General features: G+C 71.5%; 14 protein-coding genes, 1 tRNA gene and 1 pseudogene. 10 read left to right on the top strand and 6 right to left on the bottom strand.

Annotated elements, in window-relative coordinates; translation table 11 throughout:
* Nucleotides 1-12: 12 nt before the first annotated feature.
* From ACIF6F_RS10330 to ACIF6F_RS10305, 6 genes and pseudogenes are all read left to right on the top strand, one after another.
* A complete protein-coding gene (locus tag ACIF6F_RS10330; protein WP_399943975.1) occupies nucleotides 13-765 on the top strand; it encodes a DUF881 domain-containing protein in 753 nt (250 codons plus the stop codon).
* A complete protein-coding gene (locus ACIF6F_RS10325) occupies nucleotides 734-1,438 on the top strand; it encodes a class E sortase (RefSeq protein WP_399944581.1) in 705 nt (234 codons plus the stop codon). The genes ACIF6F_RS10330 and ACIF6F_RS10325 overlap by 32 nt, the downstream gene beginning before the upstream one ends.
* A gap of 32 nt (nucleotides 1,439-1,470) precedes the next feature.
* Nucleotides 1,471-1,644 carry a hypothetical protein gene (locus ACIF6F_RS10320; RefSeq protein ID WP_399943973.1) on the top strand — a complete coding sequence of 58 codons (174 nt, stop codon included), beginning with the start codon at nucleotides 1,471-1,473 and terminating at the stop codon, nucleotides 1,642-1,644.
* Nucleotides 1,641-2,279 carry an aminodeoxychorismate/anthranilate synthase component II gene (locus ACIF6F_RS10315; RefSeq protein ID WP_399943970.1) on the top strand — a complete coding sequence of 213 codons (639 nt, stop codon included), beginning with the start codon at nucleotides 1,641-1,643 and terminating at the stop codon, nucleotides 2,277-2,279. Before ACIF6F_RS10320 ends, ACIF6F_RS10315 begins: the two co-directional genes overlap by 4 nt.
* 107 nt (nucleotides 2,280-2,386) lie before the next feature.
* Nucleotides 2,387-3,046 (top strand): annotated as a pseudogene (locus tag ACIF6F_RS10310) (class E sortase); the annotation flags it as partial.
* Nucleotides 3,047-3,056: 10 nt separating this feature from the next.
* Nucleotides 3,057-3,746 (top strand): class E sortase, encoded by a 690-nt coding sequence (locus ACIF6F_RS10305; RefSeq protein WP_399943968.1) that lies wholly within the window; start codon nucleotides 3,057-3,059, stop codon nucleotides 3,744-3,746.
* Nucleotides 3,747-3,875: 129 nt separating this feature from the next.
* On the opposite strand, the gene pknB is transcribed toward ACIF6F_RS10305, so the two are convergent.
* From pknB to ACIF6F_RS10275, 6 genes are all read right to left on the bottom strand, one after another.
* Nucleotides 3,876-5,897 (bottom strand): Stk1 family PASTA domain-containing Ser/Thr kinase, encoded by a 2,022-nt coding sequence (gene pknB, locus ACIF6F_RS10300; RefSeq protein WP_399943965.1) that lies wholly within the window; start codon nucleotides 5,895-5,897, stop codon nucleotides 3,876-3,878.
* 208 nt (nucleotides 5,898-6,105) lie between these two features.
* The gene (locus ACIF6F_RS10295) at nucleotides 6,106-7,569 is read right to left on the bottom strand and encodes a penicillin-binding transpeptidase domain-containing protein (protein ID WP_399943962.1); all 1,464 of its coding nucleotides are present in this window, start codon (nucleotides 7,567-7,569) and stop codon (nucleotides 6,106-6,108) included.
* A complete protein-coding gene (locus tag ACIF6F_RS10290) occupies nucleotides 7,566-9,002 on the bottom strand; it encodes an FtsW/RodA/SpoVE family cell cycle protein (RefSeq protein ID WP_399943960.1) in 1,437 nt (478 codons plus the stop codon). The genes ACIF6F_RS10295 and ACIF6F_RS10290 overlap by 4 nt, the downstream gene beginning before the upstream one ends.
* A 31-nt stretch (nucleotides 9,003-9,033) precedes the next feature.
* On the bottom strand, nucleotides 9,034-10,500 hold the full coding sequence (locus ACIF6F_RS10285; protein ID WP_399943957.1) for a PP2C family protein-serine/threonine phosphatase: 1,467 nt from the start codon (nucleotides 10,498-10,500) through the stop codon (nucleotides 9,034-9,036).
* 135 nt (nucleotides 10,501-10,635) lie between these two features.
* Nucleotides 10,636-11,136 (bottom strand): FHA domain-containing protein, encoded by a 501-nt coding sequence (locus ACIF6F_RS10280; protein WP_399943954.1) that lies wholly within the window; start codon nucleotides 11,134-11,136, stop codon nucleotides 10,636-10,638.
* 10 nt (nucleotides 11,137-11,146) lie between these two features.
* A complete protein-coding gene (locus tag ACIF6F_RS10275) occupies nucleotides 11,147-11,980 on the bottom strand; it encodes an FhaA domain-containing protein (RefSeq protein ID WP_399943951.1) in 834 nt (277 codons plus the stop codon).
* A gap of 293 nt (nucleotides 11,981-12,273) precedes the next feature.
* Here ACIF6F_RS10275 and ACIF6F_RS10270 point away from each other — a divergent pair.
* The 4 genes from ACIF6F_RS10270 to ACIF6F_RS10255 all read left to right on the top strand — a co-directional run bounded on the left by ACIF6F_RS10270 (nucleotide 12,274) and on the right by ACIF6F_RS10255 (nucleotide 16,548).
* Nucleotides 12,274-12,356, top strand: a tRNA-Leu gene (locus tag ACIF6F_RS10270).
* A 219-nt stretch (nucleotides 12,357-12,575) separates the two neighbouring features.
* The gene (locus ACIF6F_RS10265) at nucleotides 12,576-14,270 is read left to right on the top strand and encodes a sensor histidine kinase (protein ID WP_399943948.1); all 1,695 of its coding nucleotides are present in this window, start codon (nucleotides 12,576-12,578) and stop codon (nucleotides 14,268-14,270) included.
* Between the two features lie 9 nt (nucleotides 14,271-14,279).
* A complete protein-coding gene (locus ACIF6F_RS10260) occupies nucleotides 14,280-14,942 on the top strand; it encodes a response regulator (protein ID WP_399943945.1) in 663 nt (220 codons plus the stop codon).
* 214 nt (nucleotides 14,943-15,156) lie between these two features.
* On the top strand, nucleotides 15,157-16,548 hold the full coding sequence (locus tag ACIF6F_RS10255) for a DUF2252 domain-containing protein (RefSeq protein WP_399943943.1): 1,392 nt from the start codon (nucleotides 15,157-15,159) through the stop codon (nucleotides 16,546-16,548).
* The last annotated feature ends 27 nt before the right edge of the window (nucleotides 16,549-16,575 follow it).

Genomic DNA, 16,575 nt, shown 5'->3' with positions numbered 1-16,575 from the left:
GAGAAGGGTACGTTGAGCAATTCCGACGACCGCAGGCCGGTCCGGCTGCTCACGGCCGGCGTGTTCGCGCTCGCCGGTCTCATCTTCGTGACCAGCTTCAACACGTCCAAGGGTACGGACATCCGCACCGACACCTCGCTGTTGAAACTCTCCGATCTGATCCACGACCGCAGCCAGGACAACGCGGACCTGGAGGACCGCACCGGCGTCATCCGCAAGGAGGTGGACGCCCTCGCCGAACGCGACGACGGCAGCACCCGCGCCGAGGACGCCAAGCTGAACGCGCTGGAGAAGGCGGCCGGCACCGACCCCATCACCGGCCGGGCCGTCACCGTCACCCTCAACGACGCCCCGCCCGGCGCCACCGCCCGCATCCCCAACGTCCCCGAGCCCCAGCCCAACGACCTGGTGATCCACCAGCAGGACCTCCAGGCCGTGGTGAACGCCCTCTGGCAGGGCGGCGCCCGCGGCATCCGGGTCATGGACCAGCGCCTGATCTCCACCAGCGCCGTGCGCTGCGTGGGCAACACCCTGATCCTCCAGGGCCGCGTCTACTCGCCCCCCTACAAGGTCACCGCCGTCGGCGACCCCGCGCAGCTGCGCCGGGCCCTCACCGCCTCACCGGCCATCCAGAACTACCAGCTCTACGTCAACGCCTACGGCCTGGGATGGAAAGTGGAGGACCACAAGGCGCTGACTCTGCCCGGCTATTCGGGCACAGTTGACCTCCACTATGCGAAGCCCGTGGAGCAACCGCAGCAGTAGGTGGGACGGCCGGGCCGTGCTCCGGCTGACCGTCCGGACGCTCAGCGAACTCTGTCTGACCACCGGCACGCTGATCGTCCTCTTCGTCGCGTACGTGCTCTTCTGGACCGGGGTCAAGGCCGACCGCGCCATGGACGGCGAGATGGAGCGGCTGCGCGCCCGCTGGCAGTCGGCTGCCCCCGCCGGCACCGCCGGGACGCCGGCCGAGGAGCGGTACGCCGAGGGCACCGCCTTCGCCGAGATGTACATCCCCCGCCTCGGCGCCGGCTGGCGCAAGCCCCTCCTGGAGGGCACCGCCCCCGGCGTCCTCAAGCGGGGCCTCGGCCACTACGCGTCCAGCGCCCCCCTCGGCGGCACCGGCAACTTCGCCGTCGCCGGCCACCGGCGCACGTACGGGGACCCCTTCAAGGACTTCCCGCTGCTGCGCCCCGGCGACCGGGTGCTGATCAAGGACGCCCGCACCTGGTACACGTACCGGATCACGAACCGGCCCCTGCGGACCCTGCCCACCGACGTCGCGGTCCTCGACGCCGTCCCCGCGAAGTCGGGCTTCACCGCCCCCGGCCGCTACCTCACCCTCACGACCTGCGAGCCGGAGTGGGGCCACAGCCACCGTCTCGTCGTCTGGGCCGAACTGACCGAGACCCGTTCCACGGGACACCTCAGCCCGTAATCTGGTGCGGTACACGGAACGGAAGGGACGGCATGTACGGCTGGATCTGGCGCCATCTGCCGGGAAACGCGTGGGTTCGCGCGCTGATTTCCCTGGTCCTGGTCCTCGCGGTGGTCTTCGTGCTTTTCCAGTACGTCTTCCCCTGGGCCGAGCCCCTCCTTCCGTTCAACGATGTGACCGTCGACGAGGGATCGGGGACCCGGTGAGCGCGCGCATTCTGGTCGTGGACAACTACGACAGCTTTGTTTTCAACCTGGTCCAGTACCTGTACCAGCTGGGCGCCGAGTGCGAGGTGCTGCGCAACGACGAGGTCGAGCTGGCCCACGCGCAGGACGGCTTCGACGGCGTCCTCCTCTCCCCGGGCCCCGGCACCCCCGAGGAGGCCGGCGTCTGCGTCGACATGGTCCGCCACTGCGCCGGCACGGGCGTCCCGGTCTTCGGCGTCTGCCTCGGCATGCAGTCCATGGCCGTCGCGTACGGCGGTGTGGTCGGCCGGGCGCCCGAGCTGCTGCACGGCAAGACCTCCCCGGTCACCCACGAGGGCAAGGGCGTCTTCCGGGGCCTCCCCTCGCCCTTCACGGCCACCCGCTACCACTCGCTCGCGGCCGAGCCGATGACCCTCCCCGACGTCCTGGAGGTCACCGCCCGGACCGAGGACGGGATCATCATGGGCCTGCGGCACCGCGAGCACCTGGTCGAGGGCGTGCAGTTCCACCCCGAGTCCGTGCTCACCGAGTACGGCCACCGGATGCTCGCCAACTGGCTCACCGACTGCGGCGACAAGGGCGCCGTCGAGCGGTCCGCCGGGCTCGCCCCGGTGGTGGGCAAGGCACTCGCGTGACCGCCGTCGCGCCGCCCGCGCCCACCGGGGGCCGGGCCGCGCGGCGCAGGGCAGCACAGGAGGCCGCCAAGCGCGAGCGCCGCAGGCGCCGCGGCGGCCCCCTGGTGATCGCGAGCCGCGTGGCCGGGGAGCTCTTCATCACCCTCGGCGTCCTCATGCTGCTCTTCGTCACCTACCAGCTCTGGTACACGAACGTGCTGGCCGGCCGGGAGACCGACGGAGCCACCCGGCACCTGGAGCGGAACTGGGCGGCGGCGCCGCCGGCGCCCGGTCCCACCGCCTTCGAGCCCGGCGAGGGCTTCGCGATCATGTACATCCCGAAGCTGGACGTGAAGGTCCCCATCGCCGAGGGCATCAGCAAGCAGCGGGTCCTCGACCGCGGCATGGTCGGCCACTACGCGGAGGGTCAGCTGAAGACCGCGATGCCCGGAGACAAGCGGGGCAACTTCGCGGTCGCCGGCCACCGCAACACCCACGGCGAGCCGTTCCGGTACATCAACCGGCTCACCCCCGGCGACCCGATCGTGGTCGAGACCCGGGACGCGTACTTCACGTACGAGATGACCAGCATCCTCCCGCAGACCCCGCCGACCAACGTGTCCGTGATCGCGCCGGTCCCGACGGGCTCCGGGTTCACCGCACCCGGCCGCTACATCACGCTGACGACCTGCACCCCCGAGTTCACCAGCACCTACCGCATGATCGTCTGGGGCAGGATGGTCGACGAGCGGCCCCGCAGCCAGGGCGCGCCGCCCGCACTCGCGTAGGGGAAAGACGTTGTCACGAGGCCGCAGCCGCATCGCCGGCGCCCTGAGCCTGCTCGGCGAGCTGTTGATCACCGCCGGACTGGTCCTCGGGCTCTTCGTCGCGTACTCGCTGTGGTGGACCAACGTGCTGGCCGACCGCTCGGCCGCCGAGCGCGGCGACCAGATCCGCGAGGTGTGGCGGTCGGCGCCCCGCGCGGCCGGCCCCGGCGCCCTCGACACCCGCGACGGCATCGGCTTCCTCCACGTACCGGCCATGGGCGACGGCGAGGTGCTGGTCAAGCGCGGCACCTCGCCCGAGGTGCTCAACGACGGCGTCGCCGGCTACTACACGGAGCCGGTGAAGTCGGCGCTCCCGTGGGACAAGCAGGGCAACTTCACGCTCGCCGCCCACCGGGACGGCCACGGCGCCAAGTTCCACAACATCCACAAGCTGCGCACGGGCGACGCGGTCGTCTTCGAGACCCGGGACACCTGGTACGTCTACCGCGTCTACGCGGCGCTGCAGCAGACCTCGAAGTACAACACCGAGGTGCTGGCGCCCGTGCCCCGCCAGTCCGGCAAGGTCGTCCCCGGCCGGTACATCACGCTGACGACCTGCACGCCGGTCTACACCTCCAAGTACCGCTACATCGTCTGGGGCGAGCTCCAGCGGACGCAGAAGGTGGACGCGGACCGCACCCCGCCCGCGGAACTCCGCTGAGTCCTGCGGAGCCCTTGCGAGACCCGTGGTCCCGGAAGGAGCCCCTCCGGGACCGGTGGTCCCCGCAGGAAAGTGGAACTCCCCGCCGGCCGGGCCGACGGGGAGTCCCAGGAGTACCGCGGAGGGGCCTCAGCGGCCGCTGGAGAGCCCGCCGAAGAGGCCTCCGCCGTTGTTCCCGCCGTTGTTGTTCCCGCCCTGCTGCTGGCCGTCCCCGCCCATCGTGGTGACGTTGATCGCGGTGCCGCCGTCGACCGGCTGGCCGGCGCCCGGCTCCGTCGTCAGGATGCGCGCGTTCTCGTCCGAGGGACCGGACAGGACGGTGCCGAAGGTCAGGTTGTTCTGCTGGAGGATCACCCGGGCCTCGGCGACGGTCTTGCCGAACAGCTGCGGCACCGCCGTCTTCGCCGCGGCCTTGGCGACCTGGACGTTCACCGTCGAACCGGGCTGGACCTCCGAGCCGGCCTCCAGGCTCTGCTGGACGATCGTGTTCGGCGTCGCGGTCGAGTCGACCTCTTCCTTCGTACCGAGCTTGAGGTCGGCCTCCTCCAGGGCCTTGCGGGCCTCGGAGGGGGTCTTGCCCAGCAGGTCCGGGACGATCGACTTCTCGGCCTCCTTGGCCACCGTCAGGGTGACCTTGGTGCCGGTCTCGACCGAGGAGTCGCCCTTGGGGTCCTGGCTGATCACGGTGCCGGGCTTGCGGTCCGACTCCTCGTTCTTCCGGTCGACCGTGAAGCCCTTGTCGACCAGCTGCTTCTCGGCCTCGTTGAACGAGATGCCGGTCACGTCCGGGACCAGCACCTTCGGAGCGCCGGTGGAGATCACCACGTGGATGGTGGAGCCCTTCTCCACACTGGTGCCCTTGACCGGGTCCTGGCTGCAGACGAGGCCCTTGGCCTGGTCCTTGCAGGGCTCTTCCTTGTCCTTGACCACCTTCAGACCGGCGTTGTCCGCCCTGTTCTGGGCGTCGGTCAGGTTCAGGCCGACCAGCTGCGGGGCGCTGACGCCGTCGCCGCCGGTCTTGCTGAACAGCGAGCGGCCGATCAGGATCGCGCCGACCAGCACCAGGATCGCGGCCACTACCAGCAGGATCGTGGATGCGTTGCTCTTCTTCTGGCGGCGCCGGGCCGGACCGCGGTCGTCGTACCCGTGCGGGTCGTAGCCCCCGTCGCCGGGCGGCATGGGCGGCATCATCGACGTCTGGCCCGCGTCGGTCGCGCGCAGCGCCGTGGTGGGCTGGTCGGGGTAGCCGTAGCCGTTGTTCTCGTACCCGCCGTACCCGACTGCGCCCAGGGCGGCGGTCGCCGCGACCGGCTGGCCGTCGAGGCAGGCCTCGATGTCGGCCCGCATCTCGTCCGCGGACTGGTAGCGGTAGTCGGGGTCCTTGACCAGGGCCCGCAGGACGATGGCGTCCATCTCGGGCGTGATCTCGGGGTCGAAGTTGCTCGGTGGCTGGGGCTCTTCCCGCACGTGCTGGTACGCGACGGCCACGGGGGAGTCGCCGACGAACGGGGGCCGCACCGTCAGCAGCTCGTACAGCAGGCAGCCGGTGGAGTAGAGGTCGGACCGCGCATCGACCTGCTCGCCCTTGGCCTGCTCCGGGGAGAGGTACTGGGCGGTGCCGATGACGGCGGCCGTCTGCGTCATGGTCATGCCGGAGTCGCCCATGGCGCGGGCGATGCCGAAGTCCATGACCTTGACCTGGCCCGTGCGCGTCAGCATGACGTTCGCGGGCTTGATGTCGCGGTGGACGATGCCGGCGCGGTGGCTGTACTCCAGGGCCTGGAGGATGCCGACGGTCATCTCCAGGGTGCGCTCGGGCAGCAGCTTGCGGCCGGAGTGCAGCAGCTCACGCAGCGTGGACCCGTCGACGTACTCCATCACGATGTACGGGATGGAGATGTTGTCGACGTAGTCCTCGCCGGTGTCGTAGACCGCGACGATCGCCGGGTGGTTGAGCGAGGCGGCGGACTGGGCCTCCCGGCGGAACCGGGCCTGGAAGGACGGGTCGCGGGCGAGGTCGGCCCGCAGCGTCTTCACGGCCACGGTGCGGCCGAGCCGGGTGTCATGCGCGAGATACACCTCGGCCATGCCACCACGGCCGAGCACCGAGCCCAGCTCGTACCGGCCGCCGAGGCGACGCGGCTCTTCCATAGCTACTACCAGCCCTCTCCGTCAGTCCCGACCGCACCCGTGTGTGGTCCGGCGGTGTGCTGTTCGCGCAAAGGCTACCGGGCGCGGCTGAGTCCGAGGTCCGTGACCGCAGGCTGATACAGGACCGGTACCGACCCACCGGGCCGCACCGGTGGGTGATTTACGTCACTTCAGCCCCGGGGGCCCCGATCCGGGGCCCCCGCCGGGCTCAGCCCTGGCTCTTCAGCACCGCCTGCATGACCGCCTTGGCGATCGGCGCCGCCAGACCGCCGCCTGAAATGTCCTCGCGGGAGACGGCACCGGCGTCCTCGACCACGACGGCCACCGCGACCGGAGAGCCCTTGTCGGTCTTGGCGTACGAGATGAACCAGGCGTAGGGGCGCTTCTTGTTCTTCTCGCCGTGCTGCGCGGTACCCGTCTTGCCGCCGACCGTCACGCCGTCGATCGCCGCGTTGCGGCCGGTGCCGTTCTCGACGACGTTGACCATCATCTCCTGGACCTTCTGGGCGTTCTCGGCCGAGAGGGGACGGCTCATCTCCTCCGGCTCGGTCTGCTCCAGCACGTCCAGGCCCGGGGCGGTCAGCTGGTCGACCATGTACGGCTTCATCAGCTTGCCGTCGTTGGCCACGGCGGCGGCCACCATCGCCATCTGCAGCGGGGTCGCGGCGGTGTTGAACTGGCCGATCGAGGACTGCGCGTTGCCGTCGCGGCTCATCGTCTTGTCGTAGACGCTCGCGTAGGCGCGGACCGGGGTGTCGATCTTGCCGTTGTTGAAGCCGAACTTCTCCGCCGTCTCCACCATCTTGTCGCGGGTGACCTTGTCGCCCATGTTCGCGAAGACGGAGTTGCAGGAGACCTTCAGCGCGTCGTTCAGGCTGGCCTTCTCGCAGCCGGAGGCGTGGTTGACCATCGGCGTGCGGGTGCCGGGGAGGATGTACGGCTCGGGGGTGTCCGTCGGGGCGTTGATGTCGGAGACGACACCGTGCTCCAGGGCCGCCGCGGCGGTCACCACCTTGAAGGTCGAGCCGGGCGGGTAGGTCTCCCGCAGCGCGCGGTTGACCAGCGCCTTGTCCGGGCTGTCCTTCAGCGCGACCCAGGCCTTCTCGTCCTTCTTCGAGTTGCCCGCGAAGCTGGAGGGGTCGTACGAGGGGGTGCTGACCAGCGCCAGGATCGCGCCGGTCCGCGGGTCGATGGCCGCGACCGCGCCCTTGTTGTCGCCCAGGCCCTTGTACGCGGCCACCTGGGCGGCGCGGTTGAGGGTGGTGACGACGTTGCCGCCCTGCTTCTTCTCCCCGGTGAACATGCCGATCGTACGGTCGAAGAAGAGCCGGTCGTCGTTGCCCGTGAGGATGCCGTCCTCCAGGGCCTCCAGCTGCGTCGAGCCGAAGGCCTGGGAGGCGAAGCCGGTGACGGGCGCCCACATGGGCCCGTCGATGTAGGTGCGCTTGTACTTGTAGTCGCTGCCGTCGGTGACCGCGGAGCCGGTGATCGCCTTGTCGCCGACGATGATGTTGCCGCGCTCCGAGGCGTACTGGGCGATCTGGACCCGGCGGTTCTCCTTGCGGGTCGCCAGTTCCTCGGCCTTGACGTACTGCAGCCAGTTGGCGCGCAGCAGCAGGGCGAGGACCAGCAGACCGCAGAAGATCGCGATGCGGCGCAGGGGCTTGTTCACGAGGGCCGCACCACCTGGGTCAGCTCGGAGTCGGGGGAGGCGGCCGGAGCCGGGGCCGGACGGCGCGCGGTGTCGCTGATCCGGATCAGGATGCCGATGAGGGCCCAGTTCGCGAGGACGGAGGAACCGCCGGACGCGAGGAAGGGCATCGTCATGCCGGTGAGGGGGATCAGCCCCATCACACCGCCGGCGACGACGAACACCTGGAGGGCGAAGGCGCCGGAGAGGCCGATCGCGAACAGCTTGCCGAAGGGGTCGCGGGCCGCCAGGGCGGTGCGCGCACCGCGCTCGATGACCAGGCCGTAGAGCAGCAGGATGGCCATGACCCCGGAGAGGCCGAGCTCCTCGCCGACGGTGGAGAAGATGAAGTCGGAGTTGGCGGCGAAGCCGATGAGGTCGGAGTTGCCCTGGCCCCAGCCGGCGCCGAGGACCCCGCCCGAGCCGTAGCTCATGATCGACTGGGCGATCTGCTCACAGGCGCCCGCGTCGGCGCCGTTGCGCTCCCAGCAGCCGAAGGGGTCCGTCCAGGCCGCGACGCGGGCCCCGACGTGGCTGGAGAATCCGGCGACCACCACGGCACCGCCGACGGACATCAGCAGGCCGATGACGATCCAGCTGGTTCGCTCGGTGGCCACGTACAGCATGATCACGAACATGCCGAAGAACAGCAGCGAGGTGCCGAGGTCGTTCTCGAAGATCAGGATGAGCAGGCTCATCGCCCAGATCATCAGGATCGGTCCGAGGTCGCGGCCGCGCGGCAGGTAGAGGCCCATGAAGCGGCGCGAGGCGAGTGCCAGCGCGTCCCGCTTGACCATCAGGTAGCCGGCGAAGAAGACCGCCAGGACGATCTTCGCGAACTCACCGGGCTGGATGGAGAACCCGCCGACCCGGATCCAGATCTTGGCGCCGAACACGTCCGCGCCGAGGCCCGGGATGATCGGCAGGATGAGCAGCACCAGCGCCGCGGCCATGGAGATGTACGTGTACCGCTGCAGCGTGCGGTGGTCCTTCAGGACCAGCAGCACGGCCGCGAACAGGGCGATGCCCATGGCGGTGTAGATCATCTGGTTCGGCGAGGACGGCGTGAACACGCCGTACAGCGCCTTGGCGCGGTTCTGCAGGCGCTCCGACTGGTCCAGACGCCAGATCAGGACCAGGCCGAGACCGTTGAGCAGGATGCCCAGGGGCAGCAGCAGCGGGTCGGCGTACTTGGCGAAGCGCCGTACGACGAGGTGCGCGATCCCCGCGACGACCGCGAGGGCCAGCCCGTAGACGAACATGCCCGGGGGCAGCTTGCCGTCGATGGCCAGGCCCACGTTGGCGTAGGCGAAGATCGGGATGACCACGGCGAAGCCGAGCAGCACGAGCTCGGTGTTGCGCCGGCTCGGCAGCTCGATGGCCCCGATGGTGGTCGTGTTGGTGACAACGCTCATGGTGTGGCAGGCCCCCTGCGCCCGCTTGCTGCTACTGCTTGCCGCACTGGCCGACCAGCTTCTGCTCTTCCTCGCTGAGGCTGGGACCCGGTGACGGCGTCGGCTGCTTCTGGGCCTGCGTGCCGGTGTCGCCGGTCTTCGGCTTGGCGGAGGCCTCGGCCTTGGCCCGCTCCTCCGCCTTCTTGCACGCGGAGGCCTGGACGGCCAGCTTCTCGATCTTCTCGGCGGCGCTGTCGCGGCCGCCCTCGCTGATCGTGGCCTGGACCTGCTTGCGCTGGAACTCGGGCAGGTACTTGAGTTCGATCTCGGGGTGGTCCTTGTCGACCTTCGAGAGCTTGATCCAGGCCAGGTCCTGGCTGATCCCGCGGTACAGCGCCACGTGGTCGTCCTTGACCCCCACGTAGTACTGGGTCTGCGTCCAGCGCCAGCCGCCGTAGAGGCCGCCGCCGATCACGCCCAGCGCGAGCAGCAGGAAGAAGGACCTCTTGAGCCACTTCCGCCCGGTGCGGGGCTTGAACTCGTCCACGTAGTCGTCGGGGTCGCCGAACTCGCCGTACGAGCCGTACGCCTCCGGAGCCGCCCCGTAGGACGGCGCCGGGCCCGACCCGGGCGGGCCGAAGCTGCCCGGCGGCGGGGGAGCCTGGCGGCCGAGCCCCGCGGCACGGCCGGCCGGCGTCTGCATCGCGCCGCCGTCGAAGAGCTGGTGCTGCGTCTCGGCGACCGCGCCGACGACGACCGGGTTCTCGTTGAGCTGGCCGGCCAGGGTGTCGCCGTTGTCGTTGTCCAGGACGTCCGCGACGATGCAGGTGATGTTGTCGGGGCCGCCGCCGCGCAGCGCGAGCTGGATCAGCTCGTGCACGGTCTCCTGGGGGCCGTGGTAGCCGGCGAGGGTCTCCTCCAGCGTCTGGTGGGAGACGACGCCGGACAGGCCGTCGGAGCAGATGAGGTAGCGGTCGCCGACGCGGACCTCGCGGATCGAGAGGTCGGGCTCGACGTGCTCGCCACTGCCCAGCGCGCGCATCAGCAGGGAGCGCTGCGGGTGGGTGGTGGCCTCTTCCTCGGTGATCCGGCCCTCGTCGACCAGCCGCTGTACCCAGGTGTGGTCCTGGGTGATCTGGGTCAGGACGCCGTCGCGCAGCAGGTACGCGCGGCTGTCGCCGACGTGCACGAGTCCGAGCCGCTGGCCGGTCCACAGCAGGGCGGTGAGCGTGGTGCCCATGCCCTCCAGCTGCGGGTCCTCCTCGACCATCACGCGGAGCTGGTCGTTGGCGCGCTGCACGGCGGTGCCGAGCGCGGTGAGGATGTCGGAGCCGGGCACGTCGTCGTCGAGCTGCACGAGCGAGGAGATCACCTCGGAGCTGGCGACCTCGCCGGCGGCCTGGCCGCCCATGCCGTCGGCGACCGCGAGCAGGCGCGGGCCGGCGTAACCGGAGTCCTCGTTGCCTTCCCGGATCATGCCCTTGTGCGATCCGGCGGCGAACCGCAGGGACAGACTCATGCGCACCTGCCCTGTCGACAAGCCTTCCGGGTACAACCGGTCTCGAGCCACACTGCCCACCCTCCGGTCGGGAGCGCGCTCGGGTCCGCTGTCGGGACCGCCGCGGCTCGCTCGCTCCGCTCGCTCATTCTCGTACTACTTCCGCAGCTCGATGACGGTCTTGCCGATGCGGATCGGGGCGCCCAGCGGAATGGGTGTCGCGACGGTGAGCCGGGCCCGGTCGAGATACGTGCCGTTGGTGGACCCGAGGTCCTCGACGATCCAGTTGCCGTCGCGGTCGGGGTAGATCCTGGCATGCCGGCTCGACGCGTAGTCGTCGTCCAGCACGATCGTCGAGTCGTGGGCGCGGCCCAGCGTGATCGTCTGTCCCTGGAGCGCGACCGTGGTGCCGGTCAGGGTGCCCTCGGAGACCACCAGCTTGGTGGGGGCGTTACGGCGCTGGCGCTGCTGCGGGGGCTGCGCCTGGCGGCCGCCCTGCTGCTGCGGCGGCCTCGTGTCCGCGCCGCGGCGGGAGCCGCGCTGGGTGACCCGCGTACCGAACAGGTCGCTGCGGATGACCTGGACGGCCACGATGACGAACAGCCACAGAACGGCCAGGAAACCCAACCGCATGACCGTCAGGGTCAGCTCTGACATTGCCCCCGCTTCACCCTTCGGCTTGCCGGTAAATGATGGTGGTGCTGCCCACGACGATCCGCGAGCCGTCGCGGAGCGTAGCGCGGGTGGTGTGCTGCCCGTCCACCACGATGCCGTTGGTGGACCCGAGATCCTGGATCGTCGAGGGCGTTCCGGTCCGGATCTCACAGTGCCGGCGGGATACGCCGGGGTCGTCGATCCGCACGTCGGCTTCGGTGCTGCGGCCCAGCACCAGCGTCGGGCGGGAGATCTGATGGCGGGTGCCGTTGATCTCGATCCAGCGGCGGGTCTGGCCGCCGCCGGTCACGGGCGCGGGACCGGCGGGCGGTCCCGGGCGCCGCGGCGTCGCGCCGGGAGGCGGCGAGCTGGGCATGGGCGGGGGGCCCGCGGGGGCGCCGCCGGCGGGCGGGTAGCCGTACCCGCCCTGGGGCGGGCCGGCCTGGCCGCGGTCCGGCTGGGCCTGCGAGGTGCTGGAGGCGAGCGTGCGGCTGCGGACCCGGTACAGGCCGGTGTCCAGGTCGTCGGCCTTCTCCAGGTGCACCTTGATCGGGCCCATGAAGCTGTAGCGCTGCTGCTTGGCGTAGTCGCGGACCAGGCCCGCGAGCTCGTCGCCGAGCTGTCCGGAGTACGGGCTCAGGCGCTCGTAGTCGCCGGCGCTCAGCTCCACGATGAAGTCGTTGGGGACGACGGTCCGCTCGCGGTTCCAGATGGTCGCGTTGTTGTCGCACTCGCGCTGCAGCGCGCCCGCGATCTCGACCGGCTGGACCTCCGACTTGAAGACCTTGGCGAAGGTGCCGTTCACCAGACCTTCGAGCCGCTGCTCAAACCGCTTCAGGACTCCCATGGGGCACCTCCTCCGTCGTTGTCGCCCTGTACTGCTTACTGATCGTATCCACGCGTAGGGAAATCGGCTGGTTCCCCTTCTCCGCTCCACCGGCGAGTGTTGGTACTCACAAGGGATCGTAGAGGCGCCCCGGGGACAGTGTCCCGTACCCGGGGAGGACTGCGGCGGGGAGGACCCCGGGGGCCGGATCGGGGGTCCGGGGAAAGCGATGTGAATCCACCCCCTCCGACGTGCTAATGTTCCGGTGTCGCCAAGGGAACGGCCCGAAAGGGAAGGCCCCAAGGTAGCTACTCGGGCGAGTGGCGGAACGGCAGACGCGCTGGCTTCAGGTGCCAGTGTCCTTCGGGACGTGGGGGTTCAAATCCCCCCTCGCCCACCGAGTGGAAGCCCCTCGGACCTCACGGTCCGGGGGGCTTCTTCGTGTCCGCGGCGCGGTGTTGGGACGGCCTCCGTCCCGGGGGTCCGCGCAGGGGGGCGGCTCCGTGCCGGCAGGGCTTTCGCGTCGGACGGCTTTCGCGTCGGACGACTTTCGTCGGGCGGCGCGAACGACGAAAGAGAGCGGCGGCCGGTGCCGGCCGGTGCCTAGGGTCGGAGCGTGGATGTGACTTCGCTGCTGAGGGACGGCTGGACCTGGCTGAAGGGGCCGGACCCGTGGCCGCGGCGCCGGATCGCCGGCGAGTGCGTGCTCGCCGGGGTGTTCGGGCTGATGGCGGCCGGCGTCCAGGACATCGTCGAGGGCTCCAACGCCCAGGCGGCGGCCGTGGGCGTCGGTGTGGCGTTGCTCTCGTTGCTGCGGCGCAGGCTGCCCGCGGGTGTGCTGGTCGTCTCGTCGGCACTGGCCGGCTGGGCGGTGGGGATGGCCCCGCTCACGATCCTCGCGGGCTGGACCGCGGGCCGTCGGATCGTCGGGGTCGGGCGGGCGCTGGGCGCGTTCACCCTCGCCTTCGTGCTGAGCCTCGCGGTGGGCCTGGCCGCCGAGGGCCCGCAGCTGCGGCCCCTGCCGCTCATCTTCTTCTCCACGCTGATGTACGTGGCGACGACCGTCGTACCCGGTCTCGCGAGCCGGTACTGGAACCAGCGCCGGACCCTGCTGCACGCGATGCAGGAGCGGAACGCCCAGCTGCTGCGCGAGCGGGAGATGGTGGCCGGGCAGGCGCGGCTGCGGGAGCGGCAGCGGATCGCCCAGGACATGCACGACAGTCTCGGGCACCAGCTGGCACTGATCTCCGTGCACACCGGTGCGCTGGAGGTGGACCCGGCCCTGACGGACCGGCAGCGCGAGGCGGTGGGGGTGCTGCGGCAGGCCTCGGTGACCGCGATGCACGAACTCCGGTCGGTGGTCGGGATCCTGCGGGACGGCGTCGAGGCGCCGGCGGGTCCCGACGAGGCCCAGCCCGGGCGCGGGGTGGCCGGGATCGCGGGCGTGGTGGAGGCCGCACGGGCCGCCGGGACGGACGTACGGCTGCGCACGGCCGGTACGGCCCGGCCGCTGGCCGCGGCCAGCGACCACGCGGCGTACCGGATCGTGCAGGAGGCGCTGACCAACGCGTACAAGCACGCGCCGGGGGCGCCGATCACCGTCGAGCTGCGGTACGAGGACGACTCCCTGGTCGTCGAGGTCGCCAACGGGCCGGCGCCCGGGCCCGGGGCCGGCGAGGTGGTCAGCGGCGGGCAGGGGCTGACCGGGCTGCGCGAGCGGGCCCGGCTGGTCGGCGGGATGGTGCACGCGGGGGCCGCGGCGGACGGCGGCTTCCGGGTCGCCGGGGTGCTGCCCTACGGGCCCGAGCAGGCGGGTACCGCGACGCTCCCGGCGCTGGACGCGGCCGACGACTTCGGGCAGCAGGCACGGCCGGCCCCCTTCCGGGCCGACGGGGTGCCGGTGGACTGGAGTGCGGTGGACCGCGAGCTGATGAGCCGGTCGACCGGCCGGGGCGGGTTCGTGCTGGGCTGCGGGATCGCGGTCGGGGCGCTCGTGCTGCTGCTGCTCGCGCTGGGCGGGCTGGCCTTCGTGATGATCGGCTCGGTGAACGAGGCCATGATCGACCGTGCCCAGTACGAGTCCGTGCGGGTCGGCCAGTCCGAGCGGGAGGTGCGGTCCGCGCTGCCCTCCGGTGACAGCATGCTGACCAGCGGCCTGGAGTCCTCGGGGCCGCCCCGGCCCGCGGGAACCGAGTGCCTGGTCCTGCTGTCCTCCGAGGAGTCCGGGGGCCTGGCCGAGGAACCGGTGTTCCGGTTCTGCTTCAGGGACGGCAGGCTCGTCGAGAAGACGTCGTACAACGCCAAGCGGTAGGAGTCAGGAGTGACCATCCGGATCGTGATCGCCGATGACGAGCCGCTGATCCGGGCCGGGATCAGGATGATCCTCACCTCGGACCCGGCCATCGAGGTGGTCGCCGAGGCGGCGAACGGGCGCGAGGCGGTGGAGCTGGCGCGCTCCCACCAGCCGGACGTGGTGCTGCTCGACATCCAGATGCCGGTGATGGACGGGCTGACGGCGCTGGGCGAGCTGCGGCGGGCGGTGCCGTCGGCGCGCTCGCTGATCCTCACGACCTTCGGGGAGAAGGACAACGTGCTGCGGGCGCTGGGCGAGGGCGGGGCGGGGTTCCTGCTCAAAGACTCGGCTCCGGCGGAGCTGATCGGCGCGGTACGGGCGGCCGCCGCGGGGGACGCGTACCTCTCGCCCGGTGCCACCCGGCACGTGGTGGACCAGCTGGCGGCCGGTCAGGCGTCCGGACGGGCCGCGGCGCGGGTCGGGGAGGCGCGGCGGCGGGTCGCGGAGCTGAGCGAGCGGGAGCGCGGGGTGCTGGCGCTGCTGGGCGAGGGGCTGTCGAACGCGGAGGCGGGGCGGCGGTTGCACATGAGCGAGGCGACCGTGAAGACGTACGTGAGCCGGATCCTGGCGAAGCTGGAGTGCGAGAACCGGGTGCAGGCGGCGCTGCTGGCCCGGGACGCGGGGCTTTAGGGGGCGGAGGGGCCGGTCGGGCCGGGGTGCTCGGGGTGTTCCAAGGCGCTCGTGGGCGCGCGGGGGTGCTCCGGGGTGCTCTTGTGGGTGACGGGGTTCTCCCCATGGGCCGGGCCGTCCACAGGGGGAGACGGGTGTTCTCGGGCGGCTGTACGGTCTGTCGCTATTGATGTTGGTGCCGGCGCGGGGCGCGGCGTGTGAGCGGGGGGCAGCGATGACGGAGCAGCGGATTCCGGTGGTGGCCGGGTTCGGTCCGCGGGAGGCGCACGGGTCTCCTCGGGACGAGGGGAGGGCGCTGCGGGCGCGGGTGCCGCGGTCGGCGCACGCCCGGCGGGTGCCGGTCGAGGGCCGGCCGGACGCGGTGCGGGCCGTGGAGGAGTCCAACCAGGGCCGGGTGCCGGAGCTGACGCCGATACGGGTCGGGCGGATGGCGGCCTCTCCCTTCGCCTTCCTGCGGGGCGCCGCCGGGCTGATGGCCCACGACCTGGAGGGCTCGCCGGTCACCGGGATCGGGACGCAGATCTGCGGCGACGCGCACGCGGCCAACTTCGGCCTGTACGGGGACGCCCGCGGGCGGCTGGTGATCGACCTCAACGACTTCGACGAGACAGTGTTCGGGCCCTGGGAGTGGGACCTGAAGCGGCTCGCCACCTCCCTGGTGCTGGCCGGGCGGGTGTCGGGTGCCGGGGAGGACGTGTGCCTGGCGGCGGCGCGGGACGCGGTGGGCGCGTACCGCCGCACGATGCGGCTGCTGGCGAAGCTCCCGGCGCTGGACGCGTGGAACGCGATCGCCGACGAGGAGCTGGTCTCGCACACCGACGCCCGGGACCTGCTGGGCACGCTGGAGCGGGTCTCGGAGAAGGCCAGGAACAACACCAGTGCCCGGTTCGCGGCGAAGGCCACCGAGGCGACGCCCGACGGCGGGCGCCGGTTCGTGGACGCGCTGCCCGTGCTGCGGCGGGTGGGGGACGGGGAGGCGGCCGCGGTGGCCGCGGCGCTGGGCGAGTACCTGGCCACGCTCCAGGAGGACCGCCTGCCGCTCCTGGCCCGGTACGCCATCCACGACGTGGCCTTCCGGGTGGTGGGCACCGGCAGCGTGGGCACGCGGTCGTACGTGGTGCTGCTGCTGGACCACCGCGGCGAGCCGCTGGTGCTCCAGGTCAAGGAGGCCAGGCCCTCGGTGCTGATACCGCACCTGCGGGCCGTCGGCTTCCCGGTGCCGCAGGAGGAGCACGAGGGGCGCCGGGTGGTGGCCGGGCAGAAGCGGATGCAGGTGGTGAGCGACATCCTGCTCGGCTGGACCACGGTCGAGGGCCGGCCGTTCCAGGTCCGCCAGTTCCGCAACCGCAAGGGCAGCGTCGACCCGGCCGCGCTCTCGCCCGAGCAGCTCGACGACTACGGGCGGATGACCGGGGCACTGCTGGCGCGGGCGCACGCGCACAGCGCGGACCCGCGGGTGATCGCCGGGTACTGCGGGAAGAACGAGGAGCTGGACGAGGCGATCGGAGCCTTCTCGGTGGCCTACGCCGACCGGACCGAGGCGGACCACGCCGATCTGGTCGCCGCGGTGCGGTCGGGCCGGATCGCGGCCGAGGAGGGGGTGTGAGGCGGCCGGAGCGGGGGTGCGGGTTCC

The sequence above is a fragment of the Streptomyces sp. NPDC086023 genome (assembly GCF_044540325.1).
Taxonomy (GTDB): Bacteria; Actinomycetota; Actinomycetes; order Streptomycetales; family Streptomycetaceae; genus Streptomyces.
Note: the sequence above shows the minus strand (reverse complement) of the source record. Positions and strands in the feature narration are given on the sequence as shown.

What these genes read in the sequence shown, in the direction of transcription:
- ACIF6F_RS10285 (WP_399943957.1), bottom strand. Translation starts at nt 10,500, where the DNA reads ATGAGTCTGTCCCTGCGGTTCGCCGCCGGATCGCACAAGGGCATGATC.
- pknB (WP_399943965.1), bottom strand. Translation starts at nt 5,897, where the DNA reads ATGGAAGAGCCGCGTCGCCTCGGCGGCCGGTACGAGCTGGGCTCGGTG.
- ACIF6F_RS10320 (WP_399943973.1), top strand. Translation starts at nt 1,471, where the DNA reads ATGTACGGCTGGATCTGGCGCCATCTGCCGGGAAACGCGTGGGTTCGC.
- ACIF6F_RS10280 (WP_399943954.1), bottom strand. Translation starts at nt 11,136, where the DNA reads ATGTCAGAGCTGACCCTGACGGTCATGCGGTTGGGTTTCCTGGCCGTT.
- ACIF6F_RS10290 (WP_399943960.1), bottom strand. Translation starts at nt 9,002, where the DNA reads ATGAGCGTTGTCACCAACACGACCACCATCGGGGCCATCGAGCTGCCG.
- ACIF6F_RS10325 (WP_399944581.1), top strand. Translation starts at nt 734, where the DNA reads ATGCGAAGCCCGTGGAGCAACCGCAGCAGTAGGTGGGACGGCCGGGCC.
- ACIF6F_RS10255 (WP_399943943.1), top strand. Translation starts at nt 15,157, where the DNA reads ATGACGGAGCAGCGGATTCCGGTGGTGGCCGGGTTCGGTCCGCGGGAG.
- ACIF6F_RS10275 (WP_399943951.1), bottom strand. Translation starts at nt 11,980, where the DNA reads ATGGGAGTCCTGAAGCGGTTTGAGCAGCGGCTCGAAGGTCTGGTGAAC.